The organism is Pimelobacter simplex, from assembly GCF_900114845.1.
Classification (GTDB): domain Bacteria; phylum Actinomycetota; class Actinomycetes; order Propionibacteriales; family Nocardioidaceae; genus Nocardioides; species Nocardioides simplex.
In genome coordinates, this window is record NZ_FOUK01000003.1 from 211635 (window position 1) to 231770 (window position 20136).

Below are 20136 nucleotides of genomic sequence, written 5' to 3' on the forward strand. Positions count from 1 at the left end.
TCAGCGCCCGCCGGCGACGTCCACGTGCGCCCCCGTCGTGTACGACGCCTCGTCACTCACCAGCCAGCAGATCGCCGCCGCAGCCTCCTCGGCGGTCCCCGGACGCCCCAGCGGGACGGACGGCGCGAGCCGGTCGAGGCGGCCGGGCTCGCCGTTGCGGGCGTGGATGTCGGTGGCGATGAGGCCGAGGCGGACGCTGTTGACGCGGATCCCGTCGGCGGCGACCTCCGTGGCGAGGCCGGTGGTGACGGTGTCGACGGCGGCCTTGGCGGCGGCGTAGTCGACGTACTCCCCCGGCGAGCCGAGGACGGCGGCCCGCGACGAGACGTTCACGATCGCGCCACCACCGCCTCCGCGGCTGGTCGCCATCAGGCGGATGGCGTTGCGCGCGCAGAGCAGGACGCCGACGACGTTGACGTCGAGGGTCCGGCGGATCCGGTCGGCCGTCATGTCCGCGACCGTGGACGTCGGCGCGACGATCCCGGCGTTGTTGACCAGCGCGCGCAGCGGGCCGGCCTCGGGAGGCAGGTCGGCGAAGAGGGCGTCGACCTGGGTCTCGTCGGCGACGTCGACCTGGACGGCACCCGCCCAGGCGCCCACGGCACGGCAGTCGGCGACGACCTCGGCGGCGGCGCTCGCGTCGGTGCGGTAGGTCAGCAGCACGTTCCACCCGTCGTGCGCGAGTCGCCGGGCGGTCGCGGCGCCCACGCCACGGCTGCCGCCGGTCACGACGGCGAGTCGGGAGGTCACGGCGTCACGCTATCCGTCAAGCGGCCAAGCCCAGCAGCTCAGTCCGGCAGCTCAGCCCAGCAGCCCGTCGCACGCAGTCGCCGCCGCCGACGGGTCCCCCGCCACGATCGCGTCCGCGAGGACGTCGAGCCGCGCGCTCACCTCCGGCCCGTCAGCAGGCGCGGGCGTGCTCGCGGCGAGCATGTCGTCGAGGTCCGCGAGCAGCGAGACACCGGCCAGCCGGCGGATGCAGCGCCAGGTGTGGTCGAAGGTGCGGGTGCGGCCGTCGTCGGCGAGCATGGCGATCCGCAGCGAGGCCTGGGGGTTGACGGCGGCGGCGCGGGCGAGTCCGGCGAGAACGGCCTCGCGGGCGGTGGCGACCTCGGCGGGCGCGCTGGCGGCGCGGTCGGCCACCTGCTGCTCGATCCCGCTCCCCCGTGGCTCCGGGACGACGTCCGGCTCGCGGACGAGAGCGCCGATGCCGTGGCGGACCTCGATCCGCCCGCGGGTCTCGAGCGCTGCGAGTGCGCGGGACAGGGTCGCCCGGCTCACGCCGAGCTCGGCGGCGAGCTGGCGCTCGGGCGGCAGCCGGTCACCGCTGACCAGGCCCTGGGCCTCGATGAAGTCCGAGATGTGCGCCACGAGGCTCTCGTAGAGGCGTTCGCGCCGGAGGGGCGGCAGGGAACGTCCGGATCCCGCATCCATGCCAGGAGACTAGTGGACAACTGTCCGGGTTGCCAGGTGGCTCATCCACTGTCATGATCGATCGCCATGACCTGGGTCACACGGCCCCCTCACCTGCTTGCTCTCGGAACGGACTCGATGTGTCGCATGAACTGATCTCCCTGGCGGTCCTCGTGATCGTCTTCCTCGTCGCGACCCTGCGCGGCGTCAACATGGGCGCGCTCGCCCTGGTGGCGTCGTTCATCGTCGGCCTCTCCGTGTACGACGCCACGGTGGACGACGTGCTCGCCGGGTTCCCGAGCGACCTCTTCGTCATCCTCGTCGGCGTCACTTACCTCTTCGCGCTGGCGAAGAACAACGGCACCGTCGACTGGATCGTCCATGCGGCCGTCCGCGCGGTCGGCGGGCGCGTGGCGCTGGTGCCGTGGGCGATGTTCCTGGTCTGCGCGATCGTGACGTCGGTAGGCGCGGTGAGCCCCGCGGCCGTCGCCATCGTCGCGCCGGTGGGGATGGGCTTCGCCGTCCGCTACCAGATCCACCCGGTGATGATGGGCATGATGATCGTGCAGGGCGCGACCGCCGGCAGCTTCTCCCCCATCGGCATCTTCGGCAGCATCACCAACGGCGTCGTCGACGACCGCAACCTGCCGGGCAACGCGGGCTTCCTCTTCCTCACGACGTTCCTCGCGGCCACGCTCATCGCGGTCATCACCTACCTCGCGTTCGGCGGACGTCAGCTCATCGCCCGCGGCCGCGAGGAGGCCCACGTCTCCGCGATGGCGGCCACCGCCGAGACGGCGTCCTTCGCCGCCACCCGGCCTACCAGCCACCGCGAGCCGCACTCGGCCGCCGAGGTGAAGGCCAACGCCTCCGTCCCCGCCGAGGACGACCCGCACCGCCTGGACACCCAGCGCTCCGTCACCCTCCTCGGCCTGCTCGCGCTCATCGTCGGCGCGCTCGGCTTCGACCTCGACGTGGGCTTCACCGCCCTCACGATCGCCGTCGCGCTGACGCTCGCGTTCCCGCAGTCCGCGAAGGGCGCGGTCGAGAAGATCAGCTGGGGCACGGTCCTGCTCATCGGCGGCATCGTCACCTACGTGACCCTGCTCGAGAACCAGGGCGTCGTGCAGTGGCTCGGCGAGGAGGTCGCCGGCGTCGGCGCCGCCGTGATCGCCGCCCTGCTGATCTGCCTCATCGGCTCGGTGGTCTCGGCGTTCGCCTCCACCACCGGCATCATCGGCGCGCTGATCCCGCTCGCCGTCCCCTTCCTGCTGACCGACCAGGTCAACGCCGTCGCGCTCATCGCGGCGCTGGCGATCTCGAGCTCGGTCGTCGACTGCAGCCCGTTCTCGACCAACGGCGCGCTGGTGGTGGCCAATGCGGAGCCCGAGGACCGCGAGCTGGTGTTCAAGCGGCTGATGCAGTGGGGCATGTCGATCGTCGTGATCGCGCCGCTGGTCGCGTGGGGGCTGCTCGTCCTGCCGACGACGTGAGCGAGGTGAGCAGCGCGAGCGAGCTGAGCGGCCGCGGTGACCCGCCTGAGTCGGTAACGTCGCAAGCGTGGAGAGCGCGCTGATCGTGCCGTGTCCCGCGGCGGAGCCCGCCCTAGGACACCACCGGGCCCGGCTCGACCGCGCAGCGGAGGTGGGCGTGCCGGCACACGTGACGGTGCTCTACCCGTTCCGGCCGGAGCCGGCCGTGGACGACGACGAGCGGCTGCGGGCGCTGCTCGCAGCCGTGCCCGCGTGGACGACGTGCTTCGACCGGACAGCGTGGTTCGACGACGCCGTGCTGTACCTCGCACCAGCCGACCCGGCGCCGTTCGTCGAGCTGACCGCGGCGGTCGCGGCGGCGTTCCCCGAGCACCCGCCCTACGGCGGCGCGTTCGCGACGGTCGTGCCGCACGTGACGGTCGGGAGCTCCGAGCGGGACGTCGACGCGCTGCGCGCCGCCGAGCGAGCCGTGCTCCCCCGCCTGCCGATCGAGCAGCCCGTCGACCACGTCGAGCTGTGGTGCGGGCCGGCGCTGGCGACGGCGCCCGCGGCGAGCTGGCGTCGACGGGCGTCGTACCGGCTCGGCTGAGCCGGTACGACCCTGGCGGAGCGCGCGCCCGCGGGCCAGAATCAAGGCTCCCGGCCGCACCGACTCGGTGGTGCGGCCGACGATCTCGGGAGGTCCCCCATGTCCCGCACCCGGTCCGCGCTCGGCGCGGTCCTCGCCACGGCGCTCGCGGCCACGCTCACCGCCGGCCTGGCCGCGCCACCGGCATCCTCGACACCCCAGCACCATGCACAGCAGAGAGCCCAGCAGGACCAGCGCGATATCGCCGACCGGATCGCCGCCCTCCCCGGCGTCACCTCGGTGACGGAGGCGACGGCGCCGGCCGGCTACCGCTTCTTCAGGCTGACGTTCCGCCAGCCGGCCGACCACCGCAACCCGCGCGCCGGCACGTTCGAGCAGCGGCTGACGCTCCTGCACAAGGACACGAGCCGGCCGATGGTGATGTACACGAGTGGCTACAACGTGTCGCAGAACCCGAGCCGCAGCGAGCCGACGCAGATCGTCGACGGCAACCAGCTGAGCATGGAGTACCGCTACTTCGAGCCGTCGATCCCGGCGCGGACCGACTGGCCGAAGCAGCTGACGATCTGGCAGGCAGCGGCCGACCAGCACGCGATCATCCAGTCCTTCCGGCGGCTCTACCGCGAGAGCTGGCTGACCACGGGTGGGTCCAAGGGTGGGATGACGGCGACCTACCACCGCCGCTTCTTCCCGGACGATGTCCAGGGCACGATCCCCTACGTCGCGCCCAACGACGTCGACAACGACGAGGACGCCTACAACGAGTTCCTCGCGAACGTCGGCACCGATCCCCAGTGCCGGGCGGCGTTGACGGCGGTCCAGCGGCGGATCCTCGGGCCGGACCGCGCGTGGTTCCTGGAGCGCACGCGGCAGGACGCCGAGGCGACCGGTGACAGCTGGGAGATCCTCGGCAGCCTCGACCGGGGCATGGAGACCGCCGTCGTCGACCTCTACTTCACGTTCTGGCAGTACTCCCCGCAGTCCGCCTGTGCCGACGTGCCCGGCGCCGATGCGACCAACGAGCAGGTCTGGGACTGGACCCAGGGCGTCGTGCCGCTGACCGGCTACCTCGACCAGGGCCTGCGCGGCACGCTGGCCTACTACTACCAGGCGGCCTACCAGCTCGGGTGGTACGAGGCGTACGAGGCGCCGCTCGCGGGTGTGCTGCGCTACCCGGGCGGCTGGGGCGGCGCGAACTTCGTCCCGCAGGAGCTGCGGCCGATCCGGTTCGACAAGCGGGCGATGGCCGACATCGACCGCTGGGTGCGGAACAAGTCGGACCGCATGCTCTACGTGTACGGCGGCAACGACCCCTGGGGCGCCGAGCAGTTCTCGTGCGGCCGCAAGGCGGTCGAGCGGCGCCAGTGCTCGGTCCACGTGGTCGCCGGTGGCACCCACGGCGCCCGGATCGCGCAGCTGCCCGAGGCGGAGCGCGCGGCGGCGACCGCGCAGATCCGTGCCTGGGCAGGGCTGGACGGCAGCACCGCGCGGCCCCAGCGCAATGCCGCGCTCGACCGAGCGCCGGACTACCTGCGGGCGCGCCGCTGAGTCGACTCCGGCCTCGGTGCCGCTCAGCGGGAACGCCGAGCGCCCGCTCCCCCGGGCACGCCTAGCGTCCCGCGGACCGAGCGGAAGGAAGTGCGCCATGTGGAAGTCGTCGGTCAAGCCGGTCGCGGCAGCCGAGGTACGGGAGTTCGACCACGAGGCCGACGTCGTCGTCGTCGGCTACGGCTGTGCGGGTGCGGCGGCCGCGCTCGACGCGCAGGCGTCGGGCGCGGACGTCGTCCTGCTGGAGCGGCTCTCGGCCGGGGGCGGCTCGGCCGCGCTGTCGGGCGGTGAGATCTACCTCGGCGGCGGGACGCCGGTCCAGCAGGCGTGCGGGTTCGACGACTCGGCTGACGACATGGAGCAGTTCCTGCTCGCGGCGCTCGGCCCGGACGCCGACGCGGAGAAGGTCGCCGCCTACAGCCGGGGCAGCCGTGAGCACTTCGACTGGCTGGTGGGCCACGGCGTGCCGTTCAAGGAGTCGCTCTGGGACTCCCCCACCTGGGTGCCGCCGACCGACGACGGCCTGATGTGGATGGGCGAGGCCGCGCACCCCTTCGCGGCCGCAGCGGCGCCGGCGCCGCGCGGGCACCGGGTCACCTCCGACGGGTTCGGCGGCAAGGTGCTCATGCAGGTGCTGGGCGAGGCGGTCGCGAAGGCCGGGATCCCGGTGCACACCGACACCGGCGCCCAGCGGCTCGTCACCGACGTCGACGGCCGGGTCGTCGGACTGGTCGCGCGGCGCGAGGGCAGGGACGTGACCTACCGGGCCCGGCGCGGGATCGTGCTGACCACGGGCGGCTTCGCGGACAACGCGGCGATGGTCGCCACCCACGCCCCGGTCCTGGCCGGGCTGCCCGTCAACAGCGACGGCGGGGACGACGGCCGCGGCATCGCGATGGCGCAGGCCGCGGGCGCCGCCGTCCGCAACATGGCGGCGGGTCAGGTCGGGATCACGCTGGTGCCGGGCATGGCGGTGCGCGGGATGGTCGTCGACGAGCGCGGTCAGCGGTTCATCAACGAGGACGTCTACCCCGGCCTGATCGGGCAGGCGGCCCTGTTCAAGCACGGCCTTCGGGTGTGGGTGGTGCTCGACGAGCAGGCCTACGAGGAGGTGCCGGAGGTCGAGCGCTGGGGCGTCCGCCCGCACCACGTGGCCGAGACGGTCGCCGAGCTCGAGGCCGAGATCGGCATGCCCGACGGCGCGCTGCAGACCAGCGTTGCGGAGTACAACCGCCATGCGGAGCGGGGTGCGGACCCCTACTTCCACAAGGCCGAGCGGTGGCTGCGCCCGCTGCGCGCGCCCTTCGCCGCGATCGACGTCCGCCGCGGCATGAGTGCCCCCGAGTACGGCGACACCGGAGGCGGCGCCGAGGTCTTCACCCTCGGCGGCCTGCGGACGACGACCGACGGCGCCGTCCTCGACCACGACGGCGTCGCGATCCCCGGTCTGTACGCCGCCGGCCGGGCGACGTCGAGCATGCACGCCCGCGGCTACATCAGCGGCACCTCGCTCGGCGACGGCACCTACTTCGGACGCCGTGCGGGGGTGGCGGCCGCCGGGCTCAGGTGAGGTTGAGCCCGCCGTCCGAGAGGAGCACCTCGCCGGTCAGGTAGTCCGACGCCACGAGCAGCGCCACCGCCTGGGCGATGTCGTCGGGGCTGGCGGCGCGGCGCATCGGCGCCCGCTCGCGCCAGAGCTCCTGGGCGGCGGTCCAGTCGGCGGTCAGCGGGGTGTCGACCAGCCCGGGCGCGACCGCGTTGACCCGGATCTCGGGGGCCAGCGCGACCGCGAGCAGCCGGGTGGTGTGGTTGAGCGCCGCCTTGGTGGCCGCGTACGGGATCGAGGCGCCCTTGGGCCGGACGCCCGCGTGCGAGCTGATGTTGACGACGCACCCGCCACGGGGTGCCGCCCGCAGGTACGGCTCCGCCTCGGCGACCAGGTGGAACGGGGCGATCACGTTGACCTCGTGCAGCTCGCGCCACAGCGCGGGCGTGGCGGCGGCCAGGTCGTCGTGCGGGACGACGCGGCTGATGCCCGCGTTGTTGACCAGGACGTCGAGTCGTCCCGCCTGGGCCACGGCCTCCCGGACCAGCCGGACCCGGTTGTCCTCGACCGCGAGGTCGGCCTGCGCGTAGACCGCGTGCTCGAGCTCGGCGGCCAGCACCTCGCCGGCCGCGACCGAGCTGCGCGAGTGCAGGACGACGGTGTAGCCCTCGGCGACCAGACGGCGGGCGATGCCCGCACCGATGCCGGAGGTGGAGCCGGTGACCAGCGCGACCGGTCGCTCGGTGGCGCTCACGCCTCGTCCGGCCGGATCCAGCCGCGGCGCAGGCCCTCGTCGACCAGCTGCCCGGTGAACGATCCGAGCGAGGTCGACCCGGCGACGACACCGGCCTCACGGGCGCGCACCGTGCTCTCGGTCGCTCCCGGCAGCTGCCAGGTGCCGCCTCCGTCGAGCCAGTTGAGCAGCATCGGCTCGAGCCGGTCCATCGCCTTGCCGAACCGGGCCTCGGGCGTGCGCCCGGCCTCGAACTCGTCCCACAGCGCACGGATCTCGGCGGCCTGGTCGGCGGGCAGCAGCCCGAAGAGCCGCTCCGCGGCGGCCTCCTCGCGCTCGACCTGGTCCGCGGCGGCACCCGGCACGAACACCGGGCTGTCCCCCGCGTAGATCTCGACGAGGTCGTGGATCACCACGAGCCGGACCGCGTGGCCGACGTCGATCGGCTCGTCGGCGTACTCCGCGAGCAGGATGACCATCAGCGCCAGGTGCCAGGAGTGCTCGGCGTCGTTCTCACGCCGGTCCGCGGCGGCCAGCGGCGAGGCGCGCAGGATGGTCTTGAGCTTGTCGGCCTCCGCGATGAACCGCAGCTGGGCGGCGAGCCGCTCGCCGATGCCGTCCGGCAGCGGCTGGCGGTCGAGGATCAGGGGCTCGTCGGTCAGGGGGACGTCGGGCATGCGGCACAGCCTGCCAGCACCGGGCCACCGGTCAGTGCCCCTGGGCCCGGATCACCTGGGAGATCTCGGCGACGTGCGCCACCATCGCCAGCCGGGCGGCGGCAGTGTCGCCGGCGGCGATCGCGTCGAGGACGTCCCGGTGGCCGGCGATGGATGCGCGCCGGCCGGCCCGGGTGAGGTGCGAGCGCCGTCGTACGTCGACGAGCCACTCGGCGGTCGTCTCGACCAGGGTGACGAGCAGCGGGTTCTGGGTGGCCCGCGCGACCAGCAGGTGGAACTCCTCGTCGAGCCGGAGCGACTCGTCGGCCGGCAGCCGGTCGTGGGCCCGGTCGAGGCAGGCGGCGAGGCTCGCCAGGTCGGTCTTGGTGGCCCGCAGCGCGGCGCGCTCGGCGACGGCGGCCTCGATCGCCCGGCGCAGGTCGGTGACCTCGCGCAGGGAGCGCTCGGGTGCGCCCATCGTGCTGAGCAGCGACTCCTCCAGCGGCGACGCGTGCTCGACCACGACGGTGCCGCGTCCCGGGCGGCGGTCGATGAGCCCCTTGAGCGTGAGCTCCTGCATCGCGTCGCGCACGCTCGTGCGGGACACGCCGAGCCGGGTGGCGAGCTCGCGCTCGGACGGCAGCCGCTCCCCCGGCCCGAACCGGCCGCTGCGGATCTCGCGCTCGAGGAGGATCGCGACCTCCCCGGCCACCGACCGCGGTCGCAGGTCGCCCGGACCCCACTCGGCTTCCATCACCCCACCTCCTCCTCCGCGCCGCGTCCGCTCCGCAGCTTCGAGCACCACCATACGCAAATGGTAATGTTGGTATGACCAACGACCACGACGAAGTGAGCGAACGTGTCCCGCACCTCTGCCTTCCTGGCACCCCATGGATCCTTCTTGTCCCTGCCCGCGCCGGACGACCCGCCGGACGGTCCGGAGATCGCTATCGTCGGCATCGGCTTCGACGTCGGCACCCATCCGTCCCGCATCGGCGCCCGCGGCGGACCCGGCCACATCCGCCAGCAGTCGCGCCTGTTGCGCCCCCACCTGGCCGACCGCGGCCCACTCGACCTCGGCGGGATCGTCGACTGGGGCGACGTCCGGCTGACGCCCGGCCGGCTCGACTCGCTGCTCGACGACGCCACGCCGGCACTGGCCGAGGTCGTGGCGAGCGGCGCGGTCCCCGTCGTCCTCGGCGGCGACGGCACCGCCACGTTCCCGGTGCTGCGGGCCCTGGCGGCGGCGCACGGACCGCTGGCCGTCGTGCACTTCGACGCCCACACCGACGCCTATCCCGACGCCCCTCCCGGTGCCGACGCCGGGGCGGAGCCGCTCACCACCGCGACCACGTTCACCCGCGCGGTCGACGAGGGTCTGGTCGATCCGGCCCGGTCGATCCACCTCGGCGTGCGGGGCACGACCTTCCAGACGGAGGTGTGCGCCCACGCCCGGCGCCTGGGGTACGCGGTGCGCACCACCGACGAGCTCGTCGCGCTCGCGCCGGCCGAGCTGACCGACCTGCTCGTGACGCACACCGCGGGCCGCCCGGTGCACCTGAGCTGGGACATGGACGTCTTCGACCCCGCGGCGGCACCCGGTGTGGCCACCCCCGAGTGGGGCGGCCTCAGCGCCCGCGAGGGCCTCGCCTTCCTGCGGGCGCTCGAGCCGCTCGACATCGTCGGCGCCGACGTGGCCACGGTCAGCCCACCCCACGACCTCGGCGGCACCACCGGCCTCCTGGCGGCCCGGGTGGTGCTCGAGATCGTGCACACGCTGCGCGCCGGACGAGGGGCGAGGAGGGCCTGATGCGGACCGCGACTCGGGGCGCGCGCAAGGCATCGGCCGCCGCCTTCGTCGGCACCACCATCGAGTGGTACGACTTCTTCGCCTACAGCACGGCCGCGGGGCTCGTGTTCGGCCACGTGTTCTTCCCCGAGAGCGAGCACAGCTCGATGCTCGGGGTGCTCGCGGCGCTCTCGACCTATGCGGTCGGCTTCCTGACCCGTCCGCTGGGCGGGCTCGTGCTCGGGCGCCTCGCCGACCGGGTCGGCCGGCGCCGCACGCTGGTGCTGACCCTGCTGCTCATGGGCGTCGCGACCTTCCTCATCGGCTGCCTCCCCACGTACGACGACATCGGCTGGCTCGCCACCGGCCTGCTCGTCGCGCTCCGCCTGGTGCAGGGCTTCGCCGTCGGCGGCGAGTGGGGCGGGGCCGCCGTGCTCTCCGTCGAGCACGCGCCGCCGGAGCGCCGGAAGTTCTACGGCTCCTTCACCCAGCTCGGCTCGCCGGCGGGCGCCCTGCTGTCGTCCGGCATCTTCAGCCTCGTGGCGCTGGGCGGCGACGAGGCCCTGCGGGCGTGGACCTGGCGGATCCCGTTCTGGATCTCGCTCGTCCTGGTCGCGGTCGGTCTCGTGGTGCGGCTCCGGGTGGACGAGTCGCCGGCCTTCGAGGAGCACCGGGCCGCCACCGGCGCCGACGGCGGTACGACGCCGCCGCTGCGCACGGTGCTCGTCGAGCACCGCGCGACGATCGGGATCGCCATCGGCTCCCTGGCGCTCGCCACCGGCGGCTACTACATCATCGTCACGCTGCTGCTGGGCTACGGCACCGACACCCTCGGCCTGAGCTCGTCGTTCCTGCTCACCGGCCTGACCCTCGCGGCAGCGGCCGAGGTGGTGACGCTGCCGCTCGCGGGCCTGGCAGCCGATCGGTGGGGCACGGCGCGCGTGGTGCACGTCGGGGTCGCGGTCAGCATCCTCACCGTCGGCCCCCTGTTCTCCCTGCTCGGGTCGGGCAACCTGCTGGTCGTCTACGGGCTGATGATCGTGATGCGCTGCGTCGGTCAGTCGTGCGCCTACGGACCGATGGCCGGCTTCCTCAGCGAGCTGTTCCCGGTGGCGTGCCGGGCGACGGGGGCGTCGTTCTCGTACCAGGTCGCCGGCATGGTCTTCGGAGGCTTCGCGCCGATGATCGGAGCCCTGCTGCTGGCCCTGGACGACGGCGAGCCCCGCGGCCTCATCGCCTTCTTCGTCGCACTGAGCCTGCTGTCGTCCGCGGCGATGGTGGTCCACGGCCGCCGGCAGCGGACCCCGGTCAGGCAGGCACCGCTGCCCTAGCCGCCGACAAGGCCTGCCCGATCTCCGCTGCGACCGCCACCGCGAGGTCGGCGGCACTGTCCTCGTCGCGTTCCGGGACGACGACCTGGATGCTCCCCGCCGCCAGCAGGTCCCCGGCCCGGACGTGCTGGGCGCGGGCCATGTCGGGAGCGTGCTCGACGTCGCCGTGCCGGATGACGGAGGCGCCCTCCGGCGGGAGCGGCGTGAGCCAGGCCCGCTCGGCGGCGACGATCGTGCGGGCGGGCAGGAGGGCGAGCGCACCGCCGCCGCAGCCCTGGCCGAGCAGCACCGACACGGTGGGCACGCTCAGCGTGGTCAGGGTGGCGATGCAGCGGGCGATCTCGCCGGCCATCGCGCCCTCCTCGGCGCGCTGCGACAGCTCGGCACCGGGGGTGTCGATGACGGTGACGAGCGGGAGCCGGAGCTCGTCGGCCAGCCGCATCGCGCGCCGGGCCGACCGGAGCGCGGCCGGCCCGAGCGGGTGGGTCTCGCTCTGGCGGGCGCGGTCCTGGCCGACGACGACGCAGGGCTGGCCGTCGATCCGGGCGAGCGCGACGAGGACAGCGGAGTCCCGCTCCCCCTCGTCGGTGCCGTAGAGGCGCACCATCGCGGAGGCGCCGTGGCGCAGCAGGTCGCGGACGCCGGCCCGGCCCGGGGCGCGGGTGGCGACGATGCTCTCCCACGCGTCGCGCTCGACGAGCGCGCCGGTGCGGCGGGGCAGGGCCGGTGCCGCGGGCGGGTCGACGAGGACGCCGAGCGCGCGGTCCACCAGCTGCGGGAGGTGCTCGGTGGCGACGACCGCGTCGATGACCCCCTTGGCGACGAGGTTCTCGGCGACCTGGACGCCGTCCGGGAAGGCCTTGCCGTTGAGCGCCTCGTAGACCTTCGGGCCGAGGAAGCCGACCAGGGCGCCGGGCTCGGCGACGGTGACGTGGGCCAGCGAGCCCCACGACGCGAACACGCCACCCGTCGTCGGGTGCCGCAGGTAGGCGAGGTAGGGCAGACCTGCGGCGCGGTGGTCCATGAGGGCGCGCGAGATCTCGACCATCTGCAGGAAGGCGGGCGTGCCCTCCTGCATCCGGGTGCCGCCGGAGGCGGTCGCGGCCAGCAGCGGCACGCCCTCGGCGGTCGCGCGCCGGACGGCGGCGACGATGCGCTCGGCGGCGGCCCGGCCGATCGAGCCGGCCAGGAACCGGAACTCGTTGACGACGACCGCCACCGGCCGACCGTGGACGAGCCCGCGACCGGTGAGCACCGACTCGTCGGTGCCGGCCTTCTCGGCCGCCGCCCGAAGCTCGGCCTGGTAGGACTCGGGGTGGCCGCTGATGTCGACCGGCTCGTCCCAGGACGTGAAGGTGCCCGGGTCGAGGACGAGGTCGAGCAGGTCGCGGGCGCCGAGCCGGGCGCTCACGCCTCGCCCCGCACCCAGGAGCGGACCGCGGCACCGTGCTGGTCGAGGGTCGGCGGCGGGCGGTGGTCGGTCGCCGTCTGCTCGGCGCCGTCGGCGCCGAAGAAGCGCAGCGGCGGGCCGGGCAGCGTGACCCTGCCGAGCGTGGCGTGCTCGACGTCGAGCAGCAGGCCCTGGCTGGCGGTCTGGTCCCAGGCGTAGACCTCGTCGAGGGTGCGCACCTTGCCGGCGGGGATGCCCGCGTCGGCGAGCTTGGCGAGCAGGGGCTCGGCCTCCCAGCTCGCGAAGGCGGACTCGACGAGCGCGATCGTCTCGTCGCGCCGGCCGACCCGCTCCGGGTTGGTCGCGAAGCCCTCGCGGGCGGGGTCGAGGTCGAACGCCGCGCAGAACCGGGCCCACAGGGCCTCGGAGCCGACCGCGATCTGCACCGCGCCGCCGGCGCAGCGGAACAGGCCGTAGGGGGCGATCGACGGGTGGTGGTTGCCCTGCGCCTGGCCGAGCTCGCCGCCGACGGTCCAGCGGGTGCCCTGGAAGGCGTGCACGCCGACGACCGCGGCCAGCAGCGACGTCCGGACGACGGTGCCCCGGCCGGTCCGCTCGCGCTCGTGCAGCGCGGCGAGGACGCCGTAGGCGCCGTACATGCCGGCGAGGACGTCGGCGATCGGCGTCCCGACCCGCTGCGGGTCGTCGGGCCCGGAGCCGGTCAGGGACATCAGGCCGGCCTCCCCCTGCGCGATCTGGTCGTAGCCCGCCCGGCCGCCCTCGGGCCCGTCGTGGCCGAAGCCGGTGATCGACAGCGCGACCAGGCGCGGGTTGCGCTCGAGGAGCCGGTCCAGGCCGAGCCCGAGCCGCTCCAGGACGCCGGTGCGGAAGTTCTCGACGATCACGTCGGCCCGGTCGACCAGGTCGAGGAGGACGGCGCGGTCCTCGGCGTCCTTGAGGTCGAGCGCGATCGACTCCTTGTTGCGGTTGGCGGAGAGGAAGTACGTCGACTCCCGCTCCCCCTCGCCGGCGGGCGTGACGAACGGTGGACCCCAGCCGCGGGTGTCGTCGCCGTGCCCGGGCGCCTCCACCTTGACCACGCGGGCACCGAGGTCGCCCAGCATCATCGTGGCGTGCGGGCCCGCCAGCGCGCGGGAGAGGTCGACCACCAGGACGTCGGACAGCGGTCCTGACAGCGACGACGGAAAGCCCTCGACGTCCGGCCGTGCGGCCTGGTCAGCTCCCATGAGTGGTCCACCTCTCCCGTTCACGCCGGCGAGCCCGGCACCGACCCACCGGCTGGACGGTTGGATCAGTGGCCTAGCCAATAGGACAGTGCCGCCGAATGTCAATAGGATGCCGCCATGGCTGACGGACGCCCCCTCCCCCCGAAGGTCACCCGGACCCGCCTGTACGAGCAGGTCGCCGAGCAGATCACCGCCTGGATCACCGCCACCGGGCTCGCGGTCGGCGACCGGCTGCCGCCCGAGCGCGAGCTCGCCCAGCAGCTCGGCGTGAGCCGGGCGACGCTGAGCCAGGCGCTCGTCGCGCTCGAGGTCGTCGGCGTCGTCACCGTGCGCCACGGCGACGGCACGGTGCTCACCCGGCCGACCGAGGGCACCATCGCCCAGGCGATCCGGGCCCACGCCGACCGGCTCCCCGAGATCATCGAGACCCGCGACGCGCTCGAGACCAAGCTCGCGGCGCTCGCCGCCGAGCGCCGTACCCACGACGACCTGGCCGAGATCGAGGCCGCCATCACCGCCATGGAGGCCGACATCGCCGCCGGTGGCCGCGGCGTCGAGGGAGACGAGCGCTTCCACGCGGCGGTCACCGCCGCCAGCCACTCGGCGCTCCTGGCCCGGCTGATGCTCGAGATCGGGCCGCTGGTGCGCGAGACCCGGCTCGAGTCGCTCTCGCAGCCCGAGCGCCCCCACGCCTCGCTCGCCGGCCACCGCCGGATCGCCGATGCCATCGCCGCCGGCGATCCCGCCGCGGCCGCCGCCGCGATGCACGACCACATCGGCCTGGTCAGCGACGTCGCGCTGATCCGCACCGACGGGTGACGGGCCTCGAGCAGCTCGCCGTCCTCGGCGCCGGGTTCGGCGCGGGCGTGCTGAGCTCGACCGTCGGCGTCGCCTCGCTGCTGAGCTTCCCGGTCCTGGTCGCGCTCGGTCTGCCGCCGGTCGTCGCGAACGCCTCGAACACCGTCGGCCTGATCCCGGCCGGGCTGAGCGGGTCGTTCGGCTACCGGGCCGAGCTGCGCGAGCACCCGCGGGTGACCAGGGTCGTGCTCACCTGCTGCGCGCTCGGCGCGGTGGTCGGCGCCGTGCTGCTGCTCGCGCTGCCGGCGGCGGCCTTCGAGGCGGCCGTGCCCTGGCTGATCCTGCTCGCGTGCGCGCTGGTCGGTGCCCAGCCGTGGCTCGCCCGCCGGCTCGCGCGCTACCGCGACGCCGAGGCCGGGCCGCGCCACCACCTCTCCCCGCTCACCACCTTCTTCGCCGGCCTGACCGGCATCTACGGCGGCTACTTCGGTGTCGGTGCGGGCGTGATGATGGTGGCGGTGCTGGGCCTCGGGACGGACGTCGAGCTGCGCGTCGTCAACGCGCTCAAGACGCTCTCGCTGCTGGCCGGCAACGTCGTGGCCGGGCTGATCTTCGTCGTCGTCGCCGACCTCGACTGGGCGGTCGTCGGGCTGCTCGCCGCGGGCTCGGTCGGCGGCGGCTACCTCGGCGCGCGGATCGGCCGGCGGCTGCCGGCGGGCGTCTTCCGGGGTGCGGTGGTGCTGGCGGGCGTGGTCGTCGCGTTCGTGATGCTCTGACCGGCCCGAGCGGTCAGCGGCGTCCGGCGATCCGGAGCAGCCGCTCCTGCAGCGAGTCGCCGGGGCCGGCCAGCGCCGTCGTCGGCGCGTAGTAGCCGTGCCCGCGCAGCCGCTCGATCGTCGCCGCCGAGCCGAGCAGCCGCTCGCACAGCGCGTCGTCGATGGTGGCATCGGTGCCGGAGCCGGTGGCGATGTCCCAGGCGTGGAGCGTCTGCTCCAGCAGGCGCAGCTCGAGCAGCTCGCGGCCGGTGATCTCGCCGGCCGAGTGGCGCGCGATCCGGTCCAGCGCCCCGGGCTCGGCGAACGCGGCGCGCAGCGCGCCCTGGATCTCGTCGAACGACGAGACGGCGTCGTCTCCCAGGAAGGTCAGTGCCCGCGAGGCCGTCACCTGCTCGGCCGGAGCTCCGATCAGCCACAGCCGGTAGCGCACCGCGTCGCCGACGACGTGCTCGGCGACGTCGTGCACCGTCCAGCCCGCGCAGGGCGACGGGGCGTCCCACCGGTCCGGGCCGACCGCGACCAGCCGGGCCCGGAGCAGCGCGGTGGCGGCGTCGAGGTGGGCGAGCTCGTCGAGGTCAGTCACCGGCCACCACCAGCGTCCCGCTGTCCCAGGTCGCGACCAGCCGGGCGGCATCGCCCTCGCCCTCTCGCCGGACGACGACCGAGCCGGGCACCACGCCGACCATCTCGCCGGCGTCCCAGAGCTCCATGACCGCCTGCTCCTGCTCGCCGGCCAGCGCCCGCGCGTAGCAGCCCTGCACGACCGGGTCGGCGGTGCCGTCGTAGACCCAGCGGGCGCCGAGCACGGAGTGCTCCATCGTGCCGACCGGTACCGCGCCGTCGTAGGTCGCGGGGGCGCCGCGGTAGGCCAGGGGGACGTGGCGCACCTCGCCGCCCACGCGGACGACGAACGCCTCGACGCCCACCTCGCCCGCCGGGTCGTCGTACCGGAAGCTGCCGAGGACCTCGACCTCGCCGCCCAGCCAGGCGGCCAGCAGCTCGGGCTTGGAGGGGCTCAGCGTCGCGCGGTGGATGATGGCCATGGCCCGACCCTAGGACGCGCAGCCGACAGCCGACAGCCGGCAGGGGTCAGCGCACCCGCAGGCCGTCGACGACCGCGGTGACCAGTGCCTCGACCCAGGCGTCGTCCACCGCCTCGCGCCCACGCAGGACGAGGGCGACCAGCGTGGCGCCGAAGACCATCTCGACGAAGACGCCCAGGTCGATGTCGGGTCGGGTCTCGCCGCGCTCCGACGCCTCGGCCAGCCGGGCGGCGAGGGCGTCCCAGCCGGCGTCGAGCAGCCGGGCGCTGAGCTCCTGCTCGAGCGCGTGGTCGGTCATCATCTCGCTCATCAGCGCCGGGGTCGCGCGCCGGCCGGCCGGCGAGCCGACGATCGCCAGGCAGCGCTCGACGACCGCGCGCACCTCGGCGCGCAGGTCGGCGGCGCCAGTGGGGGCGCCCACGACGTCGGTGGGATAGACCGCCTCGTGCACGAGGTGCGCCTTGGAGGCCCACCGCCGGCGGATCGCGGGCACCGACGTCCCTGCCCGCTGGGCGATCGCGCGGAAGGTCAGGTCGGCGTACCCGAGCTCGGCGACGAGCTCGCGGGTGGCGACGAGCACGGCCTCGTCGATCCGGCTGTCGCGCGGACGGCCGGCGGCGGCTGCGGCCTCGCTCATCGGTACCTCCTCAGATCGGCAGACCCTTGACGGTGCGGCGGAGTCTATTTATGTTTCGTCACGCAACGCAATATGAAGCGGATCACCCGGGAGCCCTCGTGACACCTTCGTTCCCCCACGGCTCGGTCGCGGAGCTGCTGCTCGCGCGGGCCGAGGACGACCATCCTGCCCTCCTGTTCGGGGCCGAGACCCTGACTTGGCGAGAGTTCGTCGCCGCGGCCCGGGTCCGGGCCGGCGCCCTCACCGCGCTGCGCCGGCCCGGTCCCTGGCACGTCGGCGTGCTCATGGACAACGACCCGGAGTACCTGCTGCTGATCGCCGGCGCCGCCCTGTGCGGAGCGACGGTCGTCGGGGTCAACCCGACCCGGCGCGGGGCGGAGCTGGCCGCCGACATCCGCGCGACCGACTGCCAGACCCTCGTCGTCGGTCCCGGGCACCGCGCGCTGGTCGACGGGGTGGACGCCGCCGAGCTCGCCGGCGTCGACGTGCTCGACGCCGACGGGGAGCGCTACCGCGACGTCATCGCCCGGGCGCAGGCGCACCCCGTCGCGACGACCGCTCCCCCGGGCGCCGAGCACGTCCTGCTCCTGCTCTTCACGTCCGGCTCGACGGGGGCGCCCAAGGCGGTCGTGTGCTCGTCGTACCGGCTGGCCGTGATCGGGCAGCTCAACCGGCACGGGCTGACCCGCGACGACGTCGCCTACAACGCGATGCCGCTCTTCCACGGCAACGCCCTGATGGCAGCGTGGGCGCCGATCCTCGTCGTCGGCGGGACGCTGGCGATGCGCGACCGGTTCTCGGCGTCCGGCTTCCTGCCCGACGTCGAGCGCTTCGGGGCGACCTTCTTCAACTACGTCGGGCGCGCGCTGTCCTACGTCCTGGCCCAGCCCGAGGACCCCCGCGAGGGCCGGACCCGGCTGCGCTACGGCTTCGGGACCGAGGCCTCGACCCGCGACCGCGAGGAGTTCGTCCGCCGCTTCGGCTGCCGCGTCGTCGAGTCCTACGGCTCGTCCGAGGGAGTGTGCGCGATCCTGCGCAGCCCCGACACTCCCCCGGGCGCCCTCGGCCGCCCCGACCCCCAGATGGGCCTGGAGATCGTCGGCTCCTCCGGAGCGGTGTGCCCGCCCGCCGCCTTCGGCCCGGACGGCCGCCTCCTCAACGCGGCCGAGGCGATCGGCGAGATCGTGGTCCGCGGTGGCGCGGCGCGGTTCGAGGGCTACTACAACAACCCGGCCGCGATGGCGGCCAAGGTGCGCGACGGCGACTTCTGGACCGGCGACCTCGCCTATGCCGACGCCGAGGGGCACTACTGGTTCGCGGGGCGCAGCTCGGACTGGATCCGGGTCGACAGCGAGAACTTCGCGACCGCCCCGATCGAGCGGATCCTCGCCCGGCACCCGGCGGTCGCCACCGCGGTCGTGTACGGCGTGCCTGACCCGCGCACGGGCGACGAGGTGATGGCCTCGCTCCTGCTCGTGCCCGGCGAGAGCCTGGACGCCGCGGAGCTCGACCGCTTCCTCGACGCTCAGCCCGACCTCGGCACCAAGTGGCGCCCGCGCCTGGTGCGCCTCGTCGACGAGCTGCCCCTGACCGGCACCGGCAAGCTCGACAAGCAGGTGCTGCGCGGCGAGGCCTGGCTCACCGACGACCTGCTGCTCCACGCCACCCCCGACGGCTACCGCCCCTTCACCGCGGCCGACCGCACCGCTCGGGAGGCGTCCTTCGCTGCCCACGGCCGGCTCGCACTTCACCCCACCGAAAGGCAGCACCCATGATCCAGCTCGACCGCAACCACCTCGTCGACGTCATCACCGACCGGCTGGCGACCACCGAGTCCCCGCGCCAGCGCACCATGCTCGAGAGGATGCGCGTCCACGCCGCCGCCGAGCGCGACGGCGACCTCGAGACGCTCGTCGGCACGCTGGGCGAGGCCACGGACTACCACTTCTGGGAGCTGTCCGGTGACGTCGGGCCCAAGACCCGCGAGGGCGTCGCGGCGTACTACCGCAACCTGGTCGAGAACAACGGCCACGTGCTGGAGTTCCACTGCGAGCGCATGGTCGTCGACGACCAGTGCATCGTGATCGAGGGCAACCTGACCATGATCCAGCCGGGTGCGCTCATGGTGCAGCACCCGATGGCGGGCGACTTCGCCGAGGCCGACAAGAACTACCTGATCCGGATGCGCAACGTGATCTTCTGGTCCTTCGACGAGGACCTCATGATCATCGGCGAGGACTCCTACAGCGGCGGCCCGATCGAGATGCGCGTGCTCGAGGACCACGAGCTGCCCACCGACTTCGCGGCACTCGTCGGCGCCTGAGCCCGGGTCGGCGATACTGCGCTCCATGAGCCAGCCGCAGCAGCACGCGCAGCGCAGTGTCGTCGTCACCGGAGCCGCCGCCGGGATCGGCCGCGCCGTCGCCACCCGGTTCCACGCCGCCGGCTACCTCGTCGGCGCGTACGACGTCGACGCACCCGGGCTCGCCACGCTGGCCGGCGAGCTCGACGGCATCGTCACCGGCGAGCTCGACGTCCGCGACGCCACCGCCTGGGAGCAGCGGCTCGCCGAGCTGACCGAGCGGACCGGCGGCACGCTCGACGTCCTCGTCAACAACGCGGGCATCCTGCGCAGCGGCCCGTTCGCGTCGATCCCGCTCGCCGACCAGCAGCGGATCGTCGACGTCAACGTCAAGGGTGTGCTCAACGGCTGCCACGTCGCCTACCCCTACCTGCGCGCCACCCCCGGTGCCCACGTCGTCAACCTCGCCTCGGCGAGTGCCATCTACGGCCAGCCCGAGCTCGCGACGTACTCGGCGACGAAGTTCGCCGTTCGCGGCCTCACCGAGGCGCTCGACCTCGAGTGGGCCGCCGACGACATCACCGTGCGGGCCGTGTGGCCGCTGTTCGTGCAGACCGCGATGACCACCGGCATGGACATCGCCTCGACCCGCTCCCTCGGCATCCGGCTCACGGCCGACGACGTGGCGCGCGAGGTGCTCGACGTCGTCGGCCCCCACCGGCTGCCGCAGCCCGTCCACCGCGCGGTCGGCACCCAGGCGAAGGTGCTGATGGCGTCGTCGGGGCTGGCGCCGGCGTGGGTGCTCCGCAGGATCAACGGGCGGATCGCCGGCGGGCACCGGTGAG

21 protein-coding genes are annotated in these 20136 nt (G+C 74.1%); 11 read left to right on the forward strand and 10 right to left on the reverse strand.

What is annotated here, in order from left to right:
• Both BM223_RS13670 and BM223_RS13675 read right to left on the reverse strand, forming a co-directional pair.
• A complete protein-coding gene (locus tag BM223_RS13670) occupies positions 1–750 on the reverse strand; it encodes an SDR family oxidoreductase (RefSeq protein ID WP_038678982.1) in 750 nt (249 codons plus the stop codon).
• Positions 751–801: 51 nt separating this feature from the next.
• Positions 802–1434: a FadR/GntR family transcriptional regulator gene (locus tag BM223_RS13675; protein WP_038678984.1), complete on the reverse strand. Its 633-nt coding sequence runs from the start codon at positions 1432–1434 to the stop codon at positions 802–804.
• A 119-nt stretch (positions 1435–1553) separates the two neighbouring features.
• On the opposite strand from BM223_RS13675, the gene BM223_RS13680 reads away from it, so the two are divergent.
• The 4 genes from BM223_RS13680 (at position 1554) to BM223_RS13695 (ending at position 6613) form a co-directional block, all read left to right on the forward strand.
• Entirely contained in the window at positions 1554–2906 is a 1353-nt protein-coding gene (locus BM223_RS13680) for an SLC13 family permease (protein WP_038678985.1), read from the forward strand.
• Positions 2907–2973: 67 nt separating this feature from the next.
• The gene (locus BM223_RS13685) at positions 2974–3495 is read left to right on the forward strand and encodes a 2'-5' RNA ligase family protein (protein ID WP_038678987.1); all 522 of its coding nucleotides are present in this window, start codon (positions 2974–2976) and stop codon (positions 3493–3495) included.
• Between the two features lie 99 nt (positions 3496–3594).
• Positions 3595–5043: a S28 family serine protease gene (locus tag BM223_RS13690; protein ID WP_052138649.1), complete on the forward strand. Its 1449-nt coding sequence runs from the start codon at positions 3595–3597 to the stop codon at positions 5041–5043.
• A gap of 97 nt (positions 5044–5140) precedes the next feature.
• The gene (locus BM223_RS13695; protein ID WP_038678989.1) at positions 5141–6613 is read left to right on the forward strand and encodes an FAD-dependent oxidoreductase; all 1473 of its coding nucleotides are present in this window, start codon (positions 5141–5143) and stop codon (positions 6611–6613) included.
• On the opposite strand, the gene BM223_RS13700 is transcribed toward BM223_RS13695, so the two are convergent.
• The 3 genes from BM223_RS13700 to BM223_RS28390 are packed head-to-tail and all read right to left on the reverse strand — an operon-like array spanning position 6606 to position 8732.
• The gene (locus BM223_RS13700) at positions 6606–7343 is read right to left on the reverse strand and encodes an SDR family NAD(P)-dependent oxidoreductase (protein WP_038678990.1); all 738 of its coding nucleotides are present in this window, start codon (positions 7341–7343) and stop codon (positions 6606–6608) included. The two genes, BM223_RS13695 and BM223_RS13700, sit on opposite strands and share 8 nt — an antisense overlap.
• Positions 7340–7999: an HD domain-containing protein gene (locus BM223_RS13705; RefSeq protein WP_038678993.1), complete on the reverse strand. Its 660-nt coding sequence runs from the start codon at positions 7997–7999 to the stop codon at positions 7340–7342. Before BM223_RS13705 ends, BM223_RS13700 begins: the two co-directional genes overlap by 4 nt.
• 31 nt (positions 8000–8030) lie before the next feature.
• Positions 8031–8732: a FadR/GntR family transcriptional regulator gene (locus BM223_RS28390; protein ID WP_052138651.1), complete on the reverse strand. Its 702-nt coding sequence runs from the start codon at positions 8730–8732 to the stop codon at positions 8031–8033.
• 147 nt (positions 8733–8879) lie between these two features.
• Between BM223_RS28390 and BM223_RS13715 the strand changes: the two genes are divergently transcribed.
• Positions 8880–9788 carry an arginase family protein gene (locus BM223_RS13715; protein ID WP_052138653.1) on the forward strand — a complete coding sequence of 303 codons (909 nt, stop codon included), beginning with the start codon at positions 8880–8882 and terminating at the stop codon, positions 9786–9788.
• Positions 9788–11098: an MFS transporter gene (locus tag BM223_RS13720; RefSeq protein ID WP_052138655.1), complete on the forward strand. Its 1311-nt coding sequence runs from the start codon at positions 9788–9790 to the stop codon at positions 11096–11098. Before BM223_RS13715 ends, BM223_RS13720 begins: the two co-directional genes overlap by 1 nt.
• Here the strand turns inward: BM223_RS13720 and BM223_RS13725 are convergent.
• Both BM223_RS13725 and BM223_RS13730 read right to left on the reverse strand, forming a co-directional pair.
• A complete protein-coding gene (locus BM223_RS13725; protein ID WP_038678995.1) occupies positions 11076–12509 on the reverse strand; it encodes a carboxyl transferase domain-containing protein in 1434 nt (477 codons plus the stop codon). The genes BM223_RS13720 and BM223_RS13725 overlap by 23 nt on opposite strands.
• Positions 12506–13735 carry a CaiB/BaiF CoA transferase family protein gene (locus BM223_RS13730; protein WP_052138656.1) on the reverse strand — a complete coding sequence of 410 codons (1230 nt, stop codon included), beginning with the start codon at positions 13733–13735 and terminating at the stop codon, positions 12506–12508. Before BM223_RS13730 ends, BM223_RS13725 begins: the two co-directional genes overlap by 4 nt.
• 117 nt (positions 13736–13852) lie before the next feature.
• Between BM223_RS13730 and BM223_RS13735 the strand changes: the two genes are divergently transcribed.
• Both BM223_RS13735 and BM223_RS13740 read left to right on the forward strand, forming a co-directional pair.
• Complete coding sequence (locus BM223_RS13735; RefSeq protein ID WP_038678997.1) at positions 13853–14554, forward strand: FadR/GntR family transcriptional regulator; 702 nt, start codon at positions 13853–13855, stop codon at positions 14552–14554.
• Positions 14551–15309, forward strand: coding sequence for a sulfite exporter TauE/SafE family protein (locus tag BM223_RS13740; protein ID WP_038678999.1), 759 nt, complete (start codon positions 14551–14553; stop codon positions 15307–15309). The genes BM223_RS13735 and BM223_RS13740 overlap by 4 nt, the downstream gene beginning before the upstream one ends.
• A 13-nt stretch (positions 15310–15322) precedes the next feature.
• On the opposite strand, the gene BM223_RS13745 is transcribed toward BM223_RS13740, so the two are convergent.
• From BM223_RS13745 to BM223_RS13755, 3 genes are read right to left on the reverse strand one after another with little or no spacing between them, the layout of a single operon-like run.
• Positions 15323–15892, reverse strand: a complete 570-nt coding sequence (locus BM223_RS13745; RefSeq protein WP_052138657.1) for a TIGR03086 family metal-binding protein — start codon at positions 15890–15892, stop codon at positions 15323–15325.
• Positions 15885–16352 carry a maltokinase N-terminal cap-like domain-containing protein gene (locus tag BM223_RS13750; RefSeq protein WP_038679001.1) on the reverse strand — a complete coding sequence of 156 codons (468 nt, stop codon included), beginning with the start codon at positions 16350–16352 and terminating at the stop codon, positions 15885–15887. The genes BM223_RS13745 and BM223_RS13750 overlap by 8 nt, the downstream gene beginning before the upstream one ends.
• A 46-nt stretch (positions 16353–16398) precedes the next feature.
• Positions 16399–16989 (reverse strand): TetR/AcrR family transcriptional regulator, encoded by a 591-nt coding sequence (locus tag BM223_RS13755; RefSeq protein ID WP_038679003.1) that lies wholly within the window; start codon positions 16987–16989, stop codon positions 16399–16401.
• Positions 16990–17087: 98 nt separating this feature from the next.
• Here BM223_RS13755 and BM223_RS13760 point away from each other — a divergent pair, with 98 nt between their 5' ends.
• From BM223_RS13760 to BM223_RS13770, 3 genes are read left to right on the forward strand one after another with little or no spacing between them, the layout of a single operon-like run.
• The gene (locus BM223_RS13760) at positions 17088–18764 is read left to right on the forward strand and encodes an AMP-binding protein (protein WP_038679005.1); all 1677 of its coding nucleotides are present in this window, start codon (positions 17088–17090) and stop codon (positions 18762–18764) included.
• Positions 18761–19312: a hypothetical protein gene (locus tag BM223_RS13765; RefSeq protein ID WP_038679007.1), complete on the forward strand. Its 552-nt coding sequence runs from the start codon at positions 18761–18763 to the stop codon at positions 19310–19312. Before BM223_RS13760 ends, BM223_RS13765 begins: the two co-directional genes overlap by 4 nt.
• Before the next feature lie 25 nt (positions 19313–19337).
• Entirely contained in the window at positions 19338–20135 is a 798-nt protein-coding gene (locus BM223_RS13770; protein WP_038679008.1) for an SDR family oxidoreductase, read from the forward strand.
• Position 20136: the final 1 nt, after the last annotated feature.